At 43.3% G+C, this 17,458-nt stretch carries 24 protein-coding genes; 5 read left to right on the top strand and 19 right to left on the bottom strand.

What is annotated here, in order from left to right:
• Positions 1 to 168: UPF0236 family transposase-like protein (locus tag BM213_RS09095; protein WP_192952360.1), on the bottom strand; the 168-nt coding region annotated here is incomplete at its 3' end.
• Between the two features lie 175 nt (positions 169 to 343).
• Here BM213_RS09095 and BM213_RS09090 point away from each other — a divergent pair.
• Positions 344 to 1,540 carry a nucleotidyltransferase gene (locus BM213_RS09090; protein ID WP_091703256.1) on the top strand — a complete coding sequence of 399 codons (1,197 nt, stop codon included), beginning with the start codon at positions 344 to 346 and terminating at the stop codon, positions 1,538 to 1,540.
• Here BM213_RS09090 and BM213_RS09085 read toward each other — a convergent pair.
• Together BM213_RS09085 and BM213_RS09080 are read right to left on the bottom strand one after the other, a co-directional pair.
• A complete protein-coding gene (locus BM213_RS09085) occupies positions 1,532 to 2,545 on the bottom strand; it encodes a SepM family pheromone-processing serine protease (protein ID WP_091703253.1) in 1,014 nt (337 codons plus the stop codon). The two genes, BM213_RS09090 and BM213_RS09085, sit on opposite strands and share 9 nt — an antisense overlap.
• The gene (locus BM213_RS09080; protein WP_208601895.1) at positions 2,542 to 3,318 is read right to left on the bottom strand and encodes a patatin-like phospholipase family protein; all 777 of its coding nucleotides are present in this window, start codon (positions 3,316 to 3,318) and stop codon (positions 2,542 to 2,544) included. The genes BM213_RS09085 and BM213_RS09080 overlap by 4 nt, the downstream gene beginning before the upstream one ends.
• A 99-nt stretch (positions 3,319 to 3,417) precedes the next feature.
• On the opposite strand from BM213_RS09080, the gene ylbJ reads away from it, so the two are divergent.
• Positions 3,418 to 4,623 (top strand): sporulation integral membrane protein YlbJ, encoded by a 1,206-nt coding sequence (gene ylbJ, locus BM213_RS09075; protein WP_091703246.1) that lies wholly within the window; start codon positions 3,418 to 3,420, stop codon positions 4,621 to 4,623.
• Here the strand turns inward: ylbJ and coaD are convergent.
• The 3 genes from coaD to BM213_RS09060 form a co-directional block, all read right to left on the bottom strand.
• Positions 4,620 to 5,117, bottom strand: a complete 498-nt coding sequence (gene coaD / locus BM213_RS09070) for a pantetheine-phosphate adenylyltransferase (protein ID WP_091703243.1) — start codon at positions 5,115 to 5,117, stop codon at positions 4,620 to 4,622. The genes ylbJ and coaD overlap by 4 nt on opposite strands.
• A 4-nt stretch (positions 5,118 to 5,121) precedes the next feature.
• Positions 5,122 to 5,685, bottom strand: a complete 564-nt coding sequence (gene rsmD / locus BM213_RS09065; RefSeq protein WP_091703240.1) for a 16S rRNA (guanine(966)-N(2))-methyltransferase RsmD — start codon at positions 5,683 to 5,685, stop codon at positions 5,122 to 5,124.
• A 260-nt stretch (positions 5,686 to 5,945) separates the two neighbouring features.
• Positions 5,946 to 7,274 carry a hypothetical protein gene (locus BM213_RS09060; RefSeq protein WP_091703236.1) on the bottom strand — a complete coding sequence of 443 codons (1,329 nt, stop codon included), beginning with the start codon at positions 7,272 to 7,274 and terminating at the stop codon, positions 5,946 to 5,948.
• A 146-nt stretch (positions 7,275 to 7,420) separates the two neighbouring features.
• On the opposite strand from BM213_RS09060, the gene BM213_RS09055 reads away from it, so the two are divergent.
• On the top strand, positions 7,421 to 7,810 hold the full coding sequence (locus tag BM213_RS09055) for a DUF7147 family protein (RefSeq protein ID WP_091703232.1): 390 nt from the start codon (positions 7,421 to 7,423) through the stop codon (positions 7,808 to 7,810).
• A gap of 40 nt (positions 7,811 to 7,850) precedes the next feature.
• Here the strand turns inward: BM213_RS09055 and BM213_RS09050 are convergent, their stop codons facing one another.
• From BM213_RS09050 to BM213_RS09020, 7 genes are all read right to left on the bottom strand, one after another.
• Complete coding sequence (locus tag BM213_RS09050; RefSeq protein ID WP_091703229.1) at positions 7,851 to 8,117, bottom strand: YlbG family protein; 267 nt, start codon at positions 8,115 to 8,117, stop codon at positions 7,851 to 7,853.
• A 16-nt stretch (positions 8,118 to 8,133) separates the two neighbouring features.
• A complete protein-coding gene (locus BM213_RS09045; protein WP_091703226.1) occupies positions 8,134 to 8,583 on the bottom strand; it encodes a YlbF/YmcA family competence regulator in 450 nt (149 codons plus the stop codon).
• A gap of 71 nt (positions 8,584 to 8,654) precedes the next feature.
• A complete protein-coding gene (locus BM213_RS09040; RefSeq protein ID WP_244149235.1) occupies positions 8,655 to 9,026 on the bottom strand; it encodes a hypothetical protein in 372 nt (123 codons plus the stop codon).
• A gap of 32 nt (positions 9,027 to 9,058) precedes the next feature.
• Entirely contained in the window at positions 9,059 to 9,301 is a 243-nt protein-coding gene (locus tag BM213_RS09035) for a YlbE-like family protein (RefSeq protein WP_091703223.1), read from the bottom strand.
• 11 nt (positions 9,302 to 9,312) lie between these two features.
• Complete coding sequence (locus BM213_RS09030) at positions 9,313 to 9,645, bottom strand: YlbD family protein (RefSeq protein WP_091703221.1); 333 nt, start codon at positions 9,643 to 9,645, stop codon at positions 9,313 to 9,315.
• Between the two features lie 66 nt (positions 9,646 to 9,711).
• Complete coding sequence (locus BM213_RS09025; RefSeq protein ID WP_091703218.1) at positions 9,712 to 10,725, bottom strand: CAP domain-containing protein; 1,014 nt, start codon at positions 10,723 to 10,725, stop codon at positions 9,712 to 9,714.
• Between the two features lie 110 nt (positions 10,726 to 10,835).
• Complete coding sequence (locus BM213_RS09020) at positions 10,836 to 11,252, bottom strand: CBS domain-containing protein (RefSeq protein WP_091703215.1); 417 nt, start codon at positions 11,250 to 11,252, stop codon at positions 10,836 to 10,838.
• A 131-nt stretch (positions 11,253 to 11,383) separates the two neighbouring features.
• Here BM213_RS09020 and BM213_RS09015 point away from each other — a divergent pair, with 131 nt between their 5' ends.
• Complete coding sequence (locus BM213_RS09015) at positions 11,384 to 11,746, top strand: YugN family protein (protein ID WP_091703213.1); 363 nt, start codon at positions 11,384 to 11,386, stop codon at positions 11,744 to 11,746.
• Positions 11,747 to 11,752: 6 nt separating this feature from the next.
• Here BM213_RS09015 and BM213_RS09010 read toward each other — a convergent pair whose 3' ends face one another.
• Complete coding sequence (locus tag BM213_RS09010; protein WP_091703210.1) at positions 11,753 to 12,013, bottom strand: hypothetical protein; 261 nt, start codon at positions 12,011 to 12,013, stop codon at positions 11,753 to 11,755.
• 25 nt (positions 12,014 to 12,038) lie between these two features.
• Between BM213_RS09010 and ytvI the strand changes: the two genes are divergently transcribed.
• Complete coding sequence (gene ytvI / locus BM213_RS09005) at positions 12,039 to 13,118, top strand: sporulation integral membrane protein YtvI (RefSeq protein WP_091703207.1); 1,080 nt, start codon at positions 12,039 to 12,041, stop codon at positions 13,116 to 13,118.
• Positions 13,119 to 13,163: 45 nt separating this feature from the next.
• Here the strand turns inward: ytvI and BM213_RS09000 are convergent, their stop codons facing one another.
• From BM213_RS09000 to ctaD, 5 genes are all read right to left on the bottom strand, one after another.
• A complete protein-coding gene (locus tag BM213_RS09000) occupies positions 13,164 to 13,628 on the bottom strand; it encodes a DUF420 domain-containing protein (RefSeq protein WP_091703204.1) in 465 nt (154 codons plus the stop codon).
• A gap of 17 nt (positions 13,629 to 13,645) precedes the next feature.
• Positions 13,646 to 14,518, bottom strand: a complete 873-nt coding sequence (ctaG, locus tag BM213_RS08995; RefSeq protein WP_091703201.1) for a cytochrome c oxidase assembly factor CtaG — start codon at positions 14,516 to 14,518, stop codon at positions 13,646 to 13,648.
• Between the two features lie 87 nt (positions 14,519 to 14,605).
• Complete coding sequence (ctaF, locus tag BM213_RS08990) at positions 14,606 to 14,938, bottom strand: cytochrome c oxidase subunit IVB (RefSeq protein WP_003395153.1); 333 nt, start codon at positions 14,936 to 14,938, stop codon at positions 14,606 to 14,608.
• Positions 14,939 to 14,942: 4 nt separating this feature from the next.
• A complete protein-coding gene (locus BM213_RS08985) occupies positions 14,943 to 15,563 on the bottom strand; it encodes a cytochrome (ubi)quinol oxidase subunit III (RefSeq protein WP_091703198.1) in 621 nt (206 codons plus the stop codon).
• On the bottom strand, positions 15,563 to 17,431 hold the full coding sequence (gene ctaD, locus BM213_RS08980; RefSeq protein WP_091703195.1) for a cytochrome c oxidase subunit I: 1,869 nt from the start codon (positions 17,429 to 17,431) through the stop codon (positions 15,563 to 15,565). The genes BM213_RS08985 and ctaD overlap by 1 nt, the downstream gene beginning before the upstream one ends.
• Positions 17,432 to 17,458: the final 27 nt, after the last annotated feature.

Genomic DNA, 17,458 nt, shown 5'->3' with positions numbered 1-17,458 from the left:
CCGCTTATCTTTGAGCGCATATCGTTTCTTGTCCCGCTGTTCTGCCAATGTGCGGTCGATCTCCTCCAACACCTGTTGAAGGAGATGACCATATTGTTTTTGCATATGTCTAAATAAAGACTGTTCGATCTCTTTTAATGTCAAGCCGTTTGTGATATAATCCTGCATGGGCTCCACTCCTTTCTTTGGTTGTATTTTTTTCACACTTACTACCTTACCAGGAGGAGAGCCCGTTTTTCATCTATTTTGCTTACATATCTGACAGGTTCCTTATTATACCAAATCAGGAACCTGTCTTTTTTTCTCCCACAAACATTTTACTCATACGAAAGGTGGACAACAGATGAAAGCGGCTGGAATCGTTGTCGAATACAATCCGTTTCATAACGGACATGCATATCATGTGCAACAAACGAGAAAAAAAACAGAAGCCGATTGCATAATCGCCGTCATGAGCAGCTCCTTTACACAACGGGGCGAGCCGGCAATCGTGCCGAAATGGCAACGTGCTAGCATGGCGCTAGCAGGCGGCGTCGATCTCGTCGTCGAGCTCCCTTATCCGTTTGCGGTGCAAACAGCTGAGCTTTTCGCTCATGGGGCGATTTCGATTCTTGATGCCCTCCACTGCGAGCAATTATGTTTTGGAAGCGAACATGGAAATATCGAATCGTTTTTACAGACGGCACAACGGCTAATCGATGAACAAGAAAGCCATAACGAGCGAGTAAAGCATTATATGCAACAAGGAATGAGCTATGCAAAAGCGTATGCCCTTGCGCTTGGCGACATTAGTCGTGACGCGCTCGACATATCGCAGCCGAACAATATTTTAGGATTGCATTACGTTAAAGCGATACGAGAACAGCGAAGTCGGATGAAGCCGGAAACGATTTCGCGCATCGTTGCCCATTATCATGATGAAACGCTTCCGACGAATGATCAAATCGCTAGCGCAACGAGCATTCGCCGCTTTTTGCAATCTGGTCGCGCTGAAGACATTATGCGCTATGTTCCACATATCACATATGAGACGCTTCAAACGTATCGAATGTGGCACGACTGGGAGTCGTATTTTCCGCTTCTCAAATATCGCCTATTGACGATGGAAATAGATGACATTCGACGCATCGCAGAAGTGGGAGAAGGAATTGAACATCGGTTAAAACGAGCGATTGTACATGCTACATCGTTTCACGCATTTCTTTCAGCTGTCAAAACGAAGCGATATACGTGGACGAGATTGCAACGTATATGTACGCATATTTTGACGAATGTAACGAAAAAAGAAATGACGCAAGCGATCGAACAGAAGCGTGCGACATACATTCGTCTGCTCGCAATGAACGACAAAGGAAGAGCGTATTTACAAACCGTCAAAAAACGAACGGCATTGCCGCTTATAACGAACATAAAACATATACAACATGACCCGGTATATCATATTGAAAAAAAAGCGACCCAAGCATATTTATCCGTGTTGCCTGAGCCGCTTTTGACGGAAGCGTTGCGCAACGAATATGCAACACCGCCGTTACGATAGTTTTTGTAAAAATTGAACAGCGTCATCGAACGTATCAACAGGAACAATTTTCATGTTTGTGCCGATATGTTTTGCCGTTTTTACAGCTTCCTTATAGTTTGAATGTTTCGCTCCGCGCTCGTTCGGGGCGAAAAAAATGTCCGCCCCCGCTTTATGAGCGGCGATAACTTTTTGAGAAATGCCACCGATCGGACCGACTTCTCCGTCGCTGTTAATCGTGCCGGTTCCAGCAATGCGATATCCTTTCGTTAAATCTTCGGGAACGAGCTGGTTGTACACTTCAAGGGCGAACATGAGACCGGCAGACGGTCCGCCAATTTGATCGGATTCAATACGAACTGGTGGATCAGTGACGATATCGCGGTCGGTCATGACGGAAACGCCGAGACCGACACGCTCTTTATCTTTCGGAAACGGCGCGAGCGTCAATGTTGCCGTTTTCTCTTTTCCTTCTCGTTTATATGTAATATGAACGCGATCGCCTTTTTTCTTTCCGCTCACGTATTGAATAAATTCATCAGCTTCATTGATTCGTTGACCGTCAATCGCTATTAATTGATCGCCGCTTTTTAACTGTTTCGCGGCCGGCATCTCATCCATGACATAAAGTACGTATACCCCTTTATTTTTGTAGGAAAACGGCTTATTTGCTTTTTTGTATGCAACGGCAATCGCTGTTTCTTTTGAGTTTTCCATCATTTTTAATTGGCGATGCGTATATTCTTCATCGCTTTCCCCTTCTTGGCGCACTTCGTCCATCCGATATAGCTCATTATATTTACTCACGTGCGCGAGGACAAAAGAAAAAAGGTTTGCCTGCCCCATTCGAACTGTCGTTAACATCATTTCTCCTTCTTCTTTATAGCCGCCTTTTACTTCAACGAGCGGACGCAACGGCTCAGCCGTCCCCGGCATCGTCACGTAATATGGCAAATGAAAAAAAGTCGCAAAAGCAAGCAATATCGCTATGATGATCGTCGTTTGAATATACCGTTTTTTATTCATTGTTTAAACCCCTTCTCTGCAAGCAATTGGCGAATGATCGGAAGCTGTTGGCGCGCCGCTTCTTCCCCGATCCGAATCATTTCTTTCGCATGAGTGAATGCATACGAACTATATCGCTCAAGTGGCGGGCGGATGACGATATCAGCTTGGGCGATGCGGTGGGACGCGAGCTCCGCTTGAATAATATCTAAACTTTGTAAAATAACATCAACTATCGATGTAATGGCACCGTTCGTTTTCACAGAAGCGACATCGACAGCGATGACAACATCCGCTCCCATGTCACGAACGACGGTAGCTGGCACGCGATCGATTACCCCTCCGTCGACAAGAAGACGGCCGTTCCATCGTTCTGGCACAAAAATGCCAGGAATAGAAATGCTTGCCCTCACCGCATCGGCTATGCTTCCGCTGCGAAAGACGACCTTTTCTCCTTTTTGTAAATCCGTCGCCACGATCGCGAGCGGAATGTGCGCGTCTTCAATTCGTTGTTGCTTTGTCATAACCGAAATGAATTGTTTTATGTCATTTCCAGCAATAAGCCCCATTTTCGGAACGGTCCAATCGATATAGTCGTTGCGTCGAAATACGGACGCTAACCGATATAATCGCTCCGTCGATATCCCCGATGCATACAACGCCCCGACGAGAGCACCGATGCTGCTTCCAGCGATCATATGAATCGGAATATGTTCTTCTTCCAACACTTTAATTACTCCAGCATGCGCAAAGCCTCGTGCCCCACCAGAGCCTAACGCCAACCCGATTTTCATTCTCGTTCCCCCTTCCTGTTCAATACTATGGTCTAAAATGTCCACATATACTCGTATATTAAAACGAGTACGATCGGCAAACGAGGAGGCTTATGAACGATGAAAGAGAAATGGAAAACATTAGTGCTGTCGTCTATTATTATTTGCTTATGTATCGCCTTGCTTCGCTATCCACAGCAATCGTTTGAAGCGGCTGTGCGCGGATTACATATGTGGTGGGACGTCGTCTTTCCTTCCCTTCTCCCTTTTTTTATTGTATCAGAAATTTTAATCGGATTTGGCGTCGTTCATTTTCTCGGTGTATTGCTTGAGCCGTTCATGCGACCGCTTTTTAAAGTGCCTGGCATCGGCGGGTTCGTTTGGGCGATGGGCATGGCTTCTGGCTATCCTGCTGGGGCGAAACTAACCGCACGATTAAAGCAACAGCAACAGCTTTCCGCCGTTGAAGCAGAACGGCTCGTTTCGTTTACAAATTCATCAAATCCGCTCTTTATTTTCGGGGCTATTTCTGTCGGTTTCTTTCACAATCCGAATATCGGCATCATTCTCGCCTTATCCCATTACCTCGGCAACATTTGCGTCGGAATAATGATGCGCTTCCACGGAAAAGACGACGCCGCTCATGTCGCCAAGCAAAAAAAAGGCATTTTCCGTCAAGCGTTTCGCGCCATGCATGAAACGCGCTTAAAACATAGACAAGCGATCGGTAAACTGCTTGGGGATGCCGTCCGCTCCTCCATTCAAACGCTCTTTATGATCGGGGGGTTCATTATTTTATTTTCCGTTTTAAATAAACTGCTTTATGTGACAAATATGACGAACGTGCTCGCAAGCATCGTGCAGAACGGTTTAGCTATTTTTCAATTGCCGAGCGAGTTGAGCGTGCCGCTTATTGCAGGAATGTTCGAAATTACTTTAGGTAGTCAAATGGCGAGCGAGGCGACGAACGCGACACTATTACAAAAAGTCATCGTCACAAGCTTCATCCTTGCTTTTAGCGGTTTTTCTGTACAAGCACAAGTTGCCAGCATATTAGCTGAAGCAAATATTCGCTTCCAACCTTTTTTCATTGCGCGCATATGTCACGGACTATTTGCTGCTTTTTTCGCATCGCTTCTTTGGAAACCGCTTTATGTTGAGCCGTTTGAAGCAGGAGAAACATGGCCTGTATGGCTTCCACAAACAGGGGTACAATGGTCAGTTACGTACGTGCATTGGCTTGAGCAGTACGGTTTTTTCATTACCGCTACGGCGTGTCTCGTCTATTTGCTTATCACTTTCCGACGCGAAAAACCACCTGCTTAAAGGTGGTTTTTCGCTTCAGCAAACTTTTGACGAAGCGCTTCTTCGACGACTTTCGGGACAAGTTCGGAAATGTTTCCGTTATATTTCGCGACTTCTTTTACGATGCTTGAACTTAAAAAAGAGTATTGATTGTTTGTCATCATAAAAAACGTTTCAATTTGCTCGTTCAACACGCGGTTCATCGATGTAATTTGCATTTCGTATTCAAAATCTGACACGGCACGCAAACCGCGCAAAATGGCGCTTGCTCGTTTGCTTCGAGCATAATCGACAAGCAACCCTTGGTAACAATCTACCGTTACGTTATGTAAATCTTTCGTTACTTCTTCAAGCAATTTTACTCGTTCTTCCGTCGAAAATAACGGCTTTTTTGCTGAGTTGTTCAACACGACAACATATACTTGATCAAACACTTTCGCCCCGCGACGAATGATGTCTAAATGCCCATACGTAACAGGATCAAAGCTCCCCGGGCATACTGCAATGCTTGCCATATTCCTATTCTTCCTCCTCTACATAAGCAAAGATGGATACTGCCGTTACGCCGTACGTTTCGTCTTTCACTTTCGTCAATCGCCCAATTTGTTTTGGGAGCTCAACTTCAACCCCATGTTCAGCAACGATAAAACCGTCTTTTTGCAATAGTTGATGTGCATCGATGATCGCGATAAGCGCTTCCAACTGTTTGTTTTTATACGGCGGATCAAGAAAAATAAGGCGAAACGTCAAGCCTCTTTTGATGATCGCTTTTAGCGCCCGCTCGGCATCGTTGCGATAAATTTCTGCTTGATCTGTTAAGCGGCAAGCTGCTACATTTTTTTTTATCGTTTGCACCGCTTTGGCGTCATGATCGACGAAAATGACGCGATCTAATCCACGGCTTAACGCCTCAATGCCAAGCCCACCGCTTCCGCCAAATAAGTCTAGTCCGAGTCCGCCAGAAAAATACGGACCGATCATATTAAACATCGCTTCTTTCACTTTATCGGTCGTCGGACGTGTCGTCATGCCCGGAACAGCTTGCAGCGACTTTCCTTTACATTTCCCCGATATAACGCGCAATACACTTCACCTCACTCGTAATGATAATCGATGAAACGATACAAAGGGAAAAAATATGATGATCATGTATATCATGCAAAATAATGGTCATACTGGTAGTAACAACATCGGTAATGATGTTGTTGCCAACCACGGAGAAGACTTACGTTCCCCATAAGTTCTTCCTCCGGTTTCTCCTCTCCCTTTTTTCCTTCTCTTTTTCGGCTCGTCCGAAAAGGAATGGAAGGGCCCCTGCGGCATATGCCACAGGGATTTTTTTATTATTGACCGACTACATAAATGTTTTTATCCGTCTCGCTAACGTAAACGGAAAACCATTTCGGAAATTCCGTTCGCTCGATATATAACGACCCATCCCATTGTTGAATGACAGCGTTCGTTCCGTTTATAAAGAAACGCCAACGTTCCCCATCTTTTTCAATAAATATTGCCTCTCCTGATCGGTTCACCGTATAGCCGAGCGTGCGCATAACCGGAATGAACGGGAATAGTTGCTGTCCATCTTTTAATAACACGCGCGCATTCGGCAATTGTACATCATTGACGACGAGTATTTTTCGTTCGGTGAAAGTCATATACGGTTTTTCGTCTTGGAAAAATGTCGTATGTCCCCCGTATGCATTTCCTAGCCATTCGTCTAGCTTTTTCATCGTCAACGGCTCATGTTTATGCGTCGTCACAAATGTCCAAAACGTTTGCTGCTCTTCTTTCGTCAACGTCTTTTGCAATTGCTCGAAAGTGCGTTTCGCTTGTTGTGTCACTGGTTCTGTTTTTGTCATATACGCAATAAGCAAATCCCATACCCAATCTGGAACGGAACTGTTCGGAAAGCGCTCTTCTAACTGAGAGCGAACGTAAGCGCGCTGAGCCGTTGAAAACGAGACACGATCCGGGATAATGACGAACGTCGGCGTCATATATTGAAGCGAAAACGGGGTGATGACGAGCGTCTTGACATCGCTTTGTTGCCAAAACGATAACGCCGAATGGTCTATTGGCTTCGCTGCATATACGCTCAGTCGATCATGAAGCGATATTTGAAGCGGCTGAGCTTGAAAATAAAGCGGAACAGCTTTTCCCCCTTCTTTCTCCCACATAAAAAGCGAAAAAGACGGTTTATGGACATAGCCGACAAGCTTTCCGTCCGCAATCCAAATCCCTTTCGGATGAACGGTGTCCGTTAACGAAATCGTCATTTGTTGGGGTTGAGCAGTATGAAAGCGAATGAGCCATTCTTTCATAAAGAGCGGCTCTTTTTGTGCAACCGGCACGCGATATGTGAACGAAAGCTCGTCTGTATGTGAGGCGTCGACAATCGTTTTGCCGTTTTGTCGTTTTACGCATGCTTTTTGTTCGGAACACGAAATATGTTTCACTTCGTTTGGCACAATTACTTCATATGTGCGAGCGACAGCTCCGCGAATACGATGGGTAACTTCCATCTCCTTCCCGCTAAATGTCGCTTCCACGTCATGTTGAAGCACAGACTGTTTCGTCGCTTCTGTACGATATTCGTCCCATTGGTAATATAAAGCTCCTGCGCTAATGCCGAGGAAAAGGAGGGTCGAAATAAAAGCCACCTTCCACATATGATTGCCCCTTATCAAACAATTTATATTATAACAATAACAAAATTTCAATGCGTTGTCATACACCGTTTTCCCTAATTGTCGAAAAAAGTTGAACGTGTTAAAGTTAATGATGGAACAAAACGTAAAAGTGAGGGAATGAACAGATGATTCAACGTTTTATTGAACTAGGGGAAGGATATTCCGACATTTATGAGCTCATTGAAATTGCAAAATCAAACCGTCACCGCTTATCCGGTTTGTTTGCTTTTCATACGACGAAAGACGGAAAAGCGCTCACATCGTTCGTCGTTGTGCTCCATCCGACTGAACCGGGCGATTTTCAACCGCTATACATTTGCCGCGAAGGCATTCCACATCCGTCCGTGAAAATAACGAAGCGATACGAATTGTTCATCGACCTAGCTAAACAACTCAATCAAGAAATTATTCATTTGGACGTAAAACCATCGAACTTTTTTGCCGATTTGCAATTGTATTATCAACATTTAATCGGCATTATGCGCATGAATCGATTCATTCCGCCATTGCAATAAGAAAGTAAAAAGGATGTCTAGCCGCGACATCCTTTTTTGATTATATCCCATATTCATATTCTTTCTCTTTGTCCGCTTTCGATTCAAATTCCACTTTCACATACGGACGGTAAGACGGTTCGACTCGCTTTACAAACGGTAAGGAGGCGAGGTTTTTCATCATCTCTTCCGCTTCGTCCATGTTGCAATATAAGACGGCATATTTAAGCCGCTTCGATACGTAATGAACGTTCCCGTATTTTCGCAACTGTTTACTATGTTTCAGTGAATAAAGCCAAACGATAATTCCTTGTCGCATCGGAAACATAAACCCCATCCCCTTTTTATTTCGTCCGACAGCCGCACGTTCCACCGACACCGCATCCCCCACCGCAAGAGAGGGAGTCGAAATACGGGTTCCCCGTCGGCACTTTAATGTTTTCAGATACAGCGCGACCGATTATTGTGCTAATTTCATCTAAAAGCAATTGCATATCTTTTTCTGCCTTTTTAAAGGCGGCAATCGGCTCATACAAATCGAGCTCACGTTTTGCATCGCGCACTTGCTTCGTTACTTCTTTGTAATCTGGATGATATTTTCCAAAACGCTGCACTTCTTCGTATCGCTCTTTCAACTGAACGAAGCGCGAAATGAGTTGCTGCGCCTTCTCATCTCGTTTCATATAATAAAAGCTGCGGCGATATTGTTCTGCCACATCTGATTGGATGATCATTTTGCCAAGCTCTTCTGCGAAATCTAATATTTGTAAACGTTCAACCGTTGCTACAAGCACGAGCAACACCTCCACAACGGTATCATAACATGATTTAACAAACAAAACAAATAAGTCTGGTTGCCCCAGACTTACGAAATAGTCACGGTAAATTCATGTGATATGTGGTAGCGGCTCGCATCGTTATGGACGAGCTCGAGGCGAATCGAATGCTTTCCGGCAGGCAATCCGCGAATAACGAAAGCAGCTGTTGTCATTTCGCTTACTTTTTTCCCATTGACATATACGTGAATGCGCCCTTGTCCGTTTTTTTTCGGATGTTTTCCTTTCGTAAACGTAAATTGATCGACGATGCACTCGACAAAAACGTTATTTCCTTTCACATGATGTTTGACGAATAACGTTTGCTTTTGTTCAGCAAACACCGTATGCCTATGGTCGCTAACGTGCGTTGAAAACAACAATACGACACATAAAAAAAAGAAACGCAACACTTTCACCATCCTTTCGTAGTGATAGTGTTTACGTTTCCCGTTTAATTATGAGTGTCATTCATCAGTTTCATCATGGCCATCATCATTTTCGCCATTTCAATCGTTTGGACGACGTTTTGCACTTTATGCGGCATCGTTTGTTTATAATATTGACGCGCCTCTTTTTCCATTTCTTTTATATCCATCGGGCGTCTCGCTAACCTTCGATACCATGACGGGTGTTCACGTAAAAATTGATGAAGTTTCGGCTTTACAACAATGTATTCGTACACATCTTTTCTCATCTTTTGTCCCTTTAATCTTTCCGAAACGAAAACGGATCTTTCGTATTTGTTTGTTGCATTTGCCGTACAACTTCTTGAATGGACGTAATCGCTTGTTGAACATTTGTCACGTATGTTTGAAGCTCATTTACATCTACATGTTTTAAATAGTTCACTAATTTTTGAATAAGCGCGCTTTGTTCTTCTTTTTCATTTGTTGATTTATATACATCCCACATTTCATCTTCTTCACCAAACACGTACCAATCGTTGTACAGCTCTTTCCACGTCTTTCTCCCTTGCCGCACTTCTTCAATGATTTTCGGGTGTTTTTTAACAAATTGTTTAAATTGTTCAACGGACATCATCGGTCGCCCCTTTCTAGTTTGTTTGCCTACCATATATTACGACCGAATGAACGATGCGTGCGCCTATTTTGGTTGGGACAAAGGGCGAATGAAGTTTTGTGTGTAATACCGCTTATATACCCCGACACCTAAATGTGTCAGTTCGTTGTTTAACAACGTTTGTCGATGGCTTCGGCTATTGAGCCACGCTTCTACGACGGCAGGAGCATCGGCATATTCGGCAGCAATATTTTCTCCTGCTAATTCAAACGAAATGCCTGCTCGAATGAGCCGCTGCTGTAAGTCGCCGCTCGTTGGAGATTCGTGCGCAAAAAATTTATTTTCCGCCATATCTTTACTATGTTCATATGCTACTTGAGCGACACGCTCGTCCCACGTCAACGGAGAAATGCCGTGACGTGCGCGCATGACGTTTGTAATATCAAAAATTTGTTCCGCATTCGCTCGTTCAATTTGTTTTTCAAGCGTTTCATCGATCGCCACTTCCGGTAGCGGCCCGCGATATTTAAGTTCGTACGGACGAATGTGTACTAACGTCTCGCCATCGAGAAAGCGAACGCTTGATAATGTGCCGGTAAAACGGTCAATATATAATTGCACATATACATCACCAAACGAAAGGAGCGGCTGAATCATTAAATCTTCTTCTGTCAGTTGAAAGCGATATACTCCATCATCGAGTTGCACGTGAATATCATCATGAAGCGGCATCGTTTGTAGCAGCTCATTAATTGAGCGATTGATTTGAAACGGAGCTACGTTCACCTCGGGCCCACACGCATAAATCGTGACGACTCGTCCGTCACGTATGCCGATTTGCATATACGTTTTCGGATCGTTATATACCCACCAGACGTAGCCGTAAGCGGACGGATCGATGCGCGCTGGTTGTCCAAATGTTTGCTTCACTTCCTCCTCCGTTTTGCCGATCCATGCCCCTAATCCTTCTATCACGATGTTATCATGACTTCTTTGTTCCATTTGGAAAGATGTGTCGTTGAACGGAGCTTGTTCATCGGGTGGTGAAAAATAAAAGACTATAATAAAAACTGTAATTAAAACCACTATCCAACGCATGCGTCATTCTCCCTCAGTTACTATCTATATTTCCATTATATACAGTTTGTCCGCCTCACAACACAAAAAAATAAGGCTATGCGAAAACATAGCCTCCTTCAACACGTTAATTAATGATATTGCGATATGTGTGTAAGTGCCTCTCCTGCTTGGTCGTCACTCATTTCATGGACGGCTAAATCACCGAGCGACATCATCCCGACTAACGCATCCCCTTCGACGACAGGCAAGCGGCGAATTTGGTACTTTGCCATCAGCTGAGCAGCTTCTGTCACAGAAGCGGCCGGTGAAATCGTCACGAGCTGTTCGCTCATCACTTCTGTGACAGCGGTCGAGGCTGGCTTTTTCTCAGCAATGCCACGCACAACTAAATCGCGATCCGTGACAATGCCGACAAGGCGGTTTCCGTCTGTAATCGGAATCGCACCGACGTTGTAGTCGCGCATTTTTACAGCCGCTTCGTATATATTATCGAGCGGTGTACAACATTCGATATCCGTCGTCATCATGTCTTTTACTTTTGGCATGTTCACCTCCCCTTTCTCCCTTTAGTTTCACCAAAATCGGAACAATTATGAAGCTCGTCATTGAAAGTTATGCGCTTTCGTACTATTATTAATGGAGGAATGTTTTATTTTACATAAGGGGGAAATGAACGATGCGCTTTGAAAATACAGGTATTGAAAATCAAACAGCGCCATTAACACGTTTAGATGAATTAATGGAAAGCCTCGGCTTCGTACGTGCCGGTCAATGGGATTACGAACGTGTCACATATGACCGCAAATTTGAAATTAAAAATGACGTATTTTATTTGCGTGTGCAAGGGTATGCGATCGAAGGAGACGTTGGGGCTCATCGTGCTGTTATTAAATTATTGAAGCCGCTGTTAGGTAAACATTATTATCCACACGGCGTAGAATACGGTGACGGAGAACATTTCCCTTCGTCATTAGTTAGTCAATGTGAAGCCATTTTAGCAAAAGTGAAAGAAGGCCTCGCTAACATTCAAAACGCATGAGCGCGCTCATGCGTTTTTTCCGTCAATAAGCTTTCGGACATATAGATGAACAGCAAACACGGTTTGCCCTGTCATCTCGTATATGTCGTCAATTACTTGTTTTTGTAATTGTTCACATAAAGTAAGCATATGATCGCACACTTTGAAAGAGACGGTCATATGAATCGTCAGTCCGTTATGCAGGGCATATACTTTCGTTTCTTCTAATATGACATCATCAAATAGTTGTACACTCATTGCAGCAATCGTTATAATAGGTTTATGCATATACATCCTCCATAAGATTTAAGAAATGAAAGCAGGTGTCGTTTCGTTGTTCGAAAAAATTCCAAAGCGTTCCGTGTACATGATTATTGGGCTCATTGCGATCGTCTTACTCACGTACTGGATCGCTCCAATTGCTGTTCCAATTTTGTTCGCTTTAATTACAGCCATTCTTTTAGAACCAGCGGTGAAGGTTGCTCAGCAACGGATAGGTCTCAAAAGACAGGTCGCTGTCCTCCTTGTATTTAGCTTATTCACGTTGTTTATGTTTTTGGGAGGTTACTTTATTATTACAAAAATTGTGACTGAGGCGTTTTACTTTTTCAGAAACTCACCATTGTATGTAAATGAAATGATTGCAGGATGGAATGAACTTGTTGCTCGCTGGTACAAGCAAACGGAAAAATTGCCACCATTTATCTTGGCAGAGTTAACGCACCAAGTCGATTTGTTTTTAACAAAGCTAAAAACACAACTCACTGCCTCGCTCAGCTTAAATAAAGTCAGTGCGCTAGTGGCAAATATTCCAAAGTTTTTAATTAATTTTCTCGTCTATTTGATTACATTATTTCTATTTATGCACGATTTGCCGAAAATACGAGAAGCTATTTTTTCACATTTAACAGAAGAAACGAGAGAAAAAGTGCACTTTATGATGTCACGCCTGTCGTATGTGTTGTTCGGGTTTTGGAAAGCGCAATTTCTCGTAAGCTTAATTATTTTTGCCGTCTCGTTAGTAGGGTTGCTGCTTATTGCGCCAAAAGTTGCTTTATTTATGGCGTTTATTATTTGGGTGATCGACTTTATTCCGATTATCGGCTCCATTATCGTTATGGCACCGTGGGCGATCTTCCACTTCATTACAGGTGACACTGTATTGGCAACGAAATTAACGATTCTCGGTGTGATTTTGCTCATTTTACGCCGAACGATTGAGCCGAAAGTGATGGGTGCCCATATGGGGCTATCTCCACTAGCAACTCTTATCTCAATGTATTTAGGGGTAAAAATTATGGGGGTGCTTGGCTTAATTTTATTCCCACTGCTACTAATTGGCATAAAATCTGCAAAAGAAGCTGGGATCATCAAATTTAACTTTAAACTATAAGGAGGGTGAATCGTTCACCCTCTTTTTTCAAGCGTAACACTCTTCTTAAAAGCCTAAAATCGCCTTAATGATCGATGTCGTTTCACCGCCGCGGTAAAAGACGTATAACAATAAATAGACTGCTACACCTGTCGTTGCCGTAAAAAACCAAACAACGCTTGTGATTGGACCGAGCTTTTTATGTCGCACCCAATTTTTTTTCACTGCAGATAGCAATGTCACGATGCCAAATACAGCACCAGCAGTCGCTAAAAAAATGTGGAAAAACAAAAAGAGTGTGTAGTAAATTTTCAAATGATCCGGTCCACCAAAGCTTGTATTTCCAATGAAAATCGTACGTGATAAATAAATGATGAAAAATGCTAGTGCAAAAGCTGCGGCAAGCCACATCGTTTTTTCATGCTTTTCCACTTGCTTTTGTCGAATGAAATACCAGCCAACTGCTACAAGAATAGCGCTTATGACGATAAAGCTTGTACTAATGGTAGGCAAAATTGGTAACGAACCCATAGTGTCCCCTCTCTAACCTATGATTTTGTCGATTGAATCGCCATATTTTCTTCGTCTCTTTCTTTTCGATACCATTCAATAAAGACATAGAACAGCATGACGCCATACACGATTTCTTGAATAACTTTCATTAATACGCCACCAAGCTGTTGGTCGTGTAACAGAGACATGGAGCTGAACATTTCAGGACCGCTTAATTCGAGCGACGCTAACGTACTTTGTGGCACACAAAGCGCCAAAGCGTTCATCCAAGCAGCTGGATCGTAATATGTGGCATACAACGGTGTATCGGCAAAAATAATAAGCGCACAAGCAGGTGTAAGCAATACACCATCAGCGAAAATATAACCAACTTTTTTCACACCCGATAATCTCGGAAAACCATGAACGTCGTTCACAAGTGGCCACCACATCATCATCGCCGCAATAAAAATAGCTGTCGTCATGAGCGCGTGCAGCCACATATTCGTTTTCACGACATCGAAAATAAGTGGCACATGGTATAACGAAAATATACCATTAAACAAAAACAATGCAATGAGCGGCTTCGTAGTGAAAGCAACAATGGAACGAATCATTCGAATGCGAAATACTGCTTCAAACATCCATGAAGGAATACCTTTAATAAGAAGTGGTGGAACGATTAAATAAAGAACAGCCATTTGCGTCATATGCGCACTAAACATTAAATGACCTAACAAATCGACAGGAGAACCTTTAGAAATATAAAGCAAAACAATCGCAGTCACAAACAACGTTTTTTGTTTCGTCGTCGTTTGTTCTTTTGAGCGATTGACAAGCCAAAAATAAACGATCGTTACAGCGACTAAAGAAACGAAAAAGTACGGACTCCACATCGCTTCAAAACCGAATATACTTAACGGCATCATACTCACCTCGCTTTTTTTTCCGACCTTATTATACTACAAACGTAACAAACGTGAAAAGAAAAGAAGCTAGCAAACGCTAGCTTCTTCTTAAATCCAGACGATTGTTAAAAACGCCCAAATCGTAATAAACGCAACGGCTGCACCGCCATATAAGAAAAGCGCTGGAAGTTCATGCCCTTTATGGCTCATATGCATAAAGTAATACAGTTGGAAAATGACTTGTACGACCGCTAATAATAAGATGAACGGTACAGAAAACCAAGCGGAAAAGCCTTCGTATCCAACCGCAAAAAAGGCGATAAGCGTTAAGAAAATCATTAACGTAAACGAGATAATTTGATGCTTCATCTCTTCCGCATTTTTTTTGCGACGATACGCTACATCTACTTTTGGGTTTTGTACATGTGTATGATTTGCCATACAATCACCCCACCATTCCCATTAAGTATACGACCGTGAAAATGAACACCCAAACGACGTCGATAAAGTGCCAATATAAGCTTGCGACGTAAAACTTCGGTGCATTATATAAGTTTAACCCGCGTTTCGCATTGCGAATCATTAACGTTAAAATCCAAAGTAAACCGAACGCCACGTGGACACCATGTGTTCCGACAAGCGTATAAAACGCTGAAGAAAACGCACTTGTTGAAAATTTAAATCCTTCATGTACGTACTCTGTAAACTCGTAAATTTCAAGCGCTAAAAAGGCTGCGCCGAGCAATACGGTAATGCCGAGCCAAAGCTGCATTTTTTTGAAGTCGAAGTTGCGCATATGATGCATTGCATATACGCTCGTTAAACTGCTCGTTAAAAGCAACATCGTCGCTAAAAAGACGATCGGCATTTGGAACAGTTCTTTTCCAGATGGTCCTCCTGCCACAGAGTCTTTTAACGCCAAATATGTGGCGAAGAGAGAGGCGAACAATACCGTCTCTCCACCGAGGAAAAACCAAAAACCTAAAAACTTATTTTTCCCTTCGAGGGTTGCTTTTTCTGGCTCTGCCGGGAACGTCTCCGGCGTTAATTTTTCTTCCACATGCATTATGCCCCAGCCCCCTTTTTCTCTGCTTCCATTACTTCTTCTTTAGGAATGTGGAAGCCGTGGTCATCAATAATTGAACGGAAGAACATGGCAACTAGCGTGATCAGTAACCCGATAATACCAACAGGTAATCCCCAACCGTAGTCGTTATGGAATAAGAAGCCTAACGCTGAAATGAATAGACCTAACGACATAACGAACGGCAAAATTGTAGGGTTTGGCATATGAATATCGCCAAGCGGCTCTGCTGGCGTTAAGCCTTTTTTGCCTTCCATCTTTTCAATCCAATATGCATCTAATCCGCGCACAAGCGGCGTTTGCGCAAAGTTGTATTCTGGCGCTGGCGAAGATACCGCCCATTCAAGCGTACGTCCATCTTCCCACGGATCGTTGCCTACTCGTTTTCCTTTTACTGTGGTGATGACAACGTTTGCTAATAACACGATTGTACCTGCTGCCATGAAAAATGCACCGATTGTACTAATTAAGTTTCCTGTTTCAAGTCCTTGACCAGGCAAGAATGTAAATACGCGACGTGGCATACCCATTAAGCCAAGGAAATGTTGAATAAAGAACGTCAAATGGAAACCGATAAAGAACAACCAGAATGTCACTTTTCCTAATTTTTCATCTAACATTTTACCAAACATTTTTGGCCACCAGTAATGAGCACCTGCTAGTAGCGCGAAAACAACCCCACCGACGATAACGTAGTGGAAGTGCGCAACGACGAAATAACTGTCATGATATTGATAGTCTGCCGCTGCTGCAGCGTTCATAACCCCTGTAACCCCACCGATAACGAACGATGGAATGAACGCGACGGCATACATCATTGGCGTTGTAAAGCGAATGCTTCCACCCCACATCGTAAGCAACCAGTTGAAAATTTTAATTCCTGTAGGAACGGCAATCGCCATCGTTGCAACTGCAAAGATCGCGTTGGCAATTGGACCTAAACCAACTGTAAACATATGGTGCGCCCACACCATGAAGCCTAAAAATCCGATTAATACTGTCGCAAATACCATCGAAGAGTAACCGAATAAACGTTTACGTGAAAACGTCGCAAAAATTTCTGAGAAAATACCGAACGCTGGCAATACGAGAATGTATACTTCTGGGTGACCGAAAATCCAGAATAAATGTTCCCAAATGATCGTATTTCCACCAAGCGCTGGATCAAAGAAGTTTCCACCGAACAAGCGATCCATCATCATGAAAATTAAAGCGACTGTTAATGGTGGGAACGCGAATAAAATAAGCGCAGATGTGACAAACGTCGCCCATGTAAACATCGGCATGCGCATATATGTCATTCCCGGTGCACGCATATTGATGATTGTCACAAGGAAGTTAATTCCACCGATTAACGTTCCTAAACCGGAAATTTGTAATCCTAATACGTAAAAGTCGATCCCGTGTGTTGGTGATGCAAGCGATAATGATGCATACGATGTCCAACCAGCATCAGGTGCTCCACCTAAAAACCACGATAAGTTTAAAAACACACCACCGAAGAAAAATAACCAAAAACCGAGCGAATTTAAAAATGGGAACGCAACGTCACGCGCACCGATTTGAATCGGTACAACGGCGTTCATCATCGCAAACACGAGCGGCATCGCCGCAAGGAAAATCATTGTCGTTCCGTGCATCGTCAGCACTTCGTTATAGAAACCTGCACTAATGAAGTCGTTGTTTGGTACGGCGAGCTGAATGCGAATAATCATCGCTTCCAAACCACCGAGCAAGAAAAAAAACCCGCCGGCGATTAAGTACAAAATCGCAATCTTTTTATGGTCTACTGTCGTTAAGTAGTCCCAAATAACTGCGCCGACACCTTGTTTCCGAGCTAACGTACTCACAGTTTAACCTCCCTTTATCAATAATCC

Origin of the sequence: Anoxybacillus pushchinoensis (assembly GCF_900111795.1) — a bacterium.
GTDB classification, from domain to species: domain Bacteria; phylum Bacillota; class Bacilli; order Bacillales; family Anoxybacillaceae; genus Anoxybacillus; species Anoxybacillus pushchinoensis.
Note: the sequence above shows the minus strand (reverse complement) of the source record. Positions and strands in the feature narration are given on the sequence as shown.

What these genes read in the sequence shown, in the direction of transcription:
- BM213_RS09020 (WP_091703215.1), bottom strand. Translation starts at nt 11,252, where the DNA reads ATGCCAAAAGTAAAAGACATGATGACGACGGATATCGAATGTTGTACA.
- ylbJ (WP_091703246.1), top strand. Translation starts at nt 3,418, where the DNA reads ATGAAAGAGAAATGGAAAACATTAGTGCTGTCGTCTATTATTATTTGC.
- BM213_RS09040 (WP_244149235.1), bottom strand. Translation starts at nt 9,026, where the DNA reads ATGGTGAAAGTGTTGCGTTTCTTTTTTTTATGTGTCGTATTGTTGTTT.
- BM213_RS09030 (WP_091703221.1), bottom strand. Translation starts at nt 9,645, where the DNA reads ATGTCCGTTGAACAATTTAAACAATTTGTTAAAAAACACCCGAAAATC.
- BM213_RS09050 (WP_091703229.1), bottom strand. Translation starts at nt 8,117, where the DNA reads ATGTTTCCGATGCGACAAGGAATTATCGTTTGGCTTTATTCACTGAAA.
- BM213_RS09015 (WP_091703213.1), top strand. Translation starts at nt 11,384, where the DNA reads ATGCGCTTTGAAAATACAGGTATTGAAAATCAAACAGCGCCATTAACA.
- ytvI (WP_091703207.1), top strand. Translation starts at nt 12,039, where the DNA reads ATGAAAGCAGGTGTCGTTTCGTTGTTCGAAAAAATTCCAAAGCGTTCC.
- BM213_RS09060 (WP_091703236.1), bottom strand. Translation starts at nt 7,274, where the DNA reads ATGTGGAAGGTGGCTTTTATTTCGACCCTCCTTTTCCTCGGCATTAGC.
- BM213_RS08985 (WP_091703198.1), bottom strand. Translation starts at nt 15,563, where the DNA reads ATGCATGTGGAAGAAAAATTAACGCCGGAGACGTTCCCGGCAGAGCCA.
- BM213_RS09035 (WP_091703223.1), bottom strand. Translation starts at nt 9,301, where the DNA reads ATGAGAAAAGATGTGTACGAATACATTGTTGTAAAGCCGAAACTTCAT.
- ctaF (WP_003395153.1), bottom strand. Translation starts at nt 14,938, where the DNA reads ATGGCAAATCATACACATGTACAAAACCCAAAAGTAGATGTAGCGTAT.
- BM213_RS09055 (WP_091703232.1), top strand. Translation starts at nt 7,421, where the DNA reads ATGATTCAACGTTTTATTGAACTAGGGGAAGGATATTCCGACATTTAT.
- BM213_RS09000 (WP_091703204.1), bottom strand. Translation starts at nt 13,628, where the DNA reads ATGGGTTCGTTACCAATTTTGCCTACCATTAGTACAAGCTTTATCGTC.
- BM213_RS09090 (WP_091703256.1), top strand. Translation starts at nt 344, where the DNA reads ATGAAAGCGGCTGGAATCGTTGTCGAATACAATCCGTTTCATAACGGA.
- BM213_RS09085 (WP_091703253.1), bottom strand. Translation starts at nt 2,545, where the DNA reads ATGAATAAAAAACGGTATATTCAAACGACGATCATCATAGCGATATTG.
- coaD (WP_091703243.1), bottom strand. Translation starts at nt 5,117, where the DNA reads ATGGCAAGCATTGCAGTATGCCCGGGGAGCTTTGATCCTGTTACGTAT.
- ctaG (WP_091703201.1), bottom strand. Translation starts at nt 14,518, where the DNA reads ATGATGCCGTTAAGTATATTCGGTTTTGAAGCGATGTGGAGTCCGTAC.
- BM213_RS09010 (WP_091703210.1), bottom strand. Translation starts at nt 12,013, where the DNA reads ATGCATAAACCTATTATAACGATTGCTGCAATGAGTGTACAACTATTT.
- BM213_RS09080 (WP_208601895.1), bottom strand. Translation starts at nt 3,318, where the DNA reads ATGAAAATCGGGTTGGCGTTAGGCTCTGGTGGGGCACGAGGCTTTGCG.
- BM213_RS09025 (WP_091703218.1), bottom strand. Translation starts at nt 10,725, where the DNA reads ATGCGTTGGATAGTGGTTTTAATTACAGTTTTTATTATAGTCTTTTAT.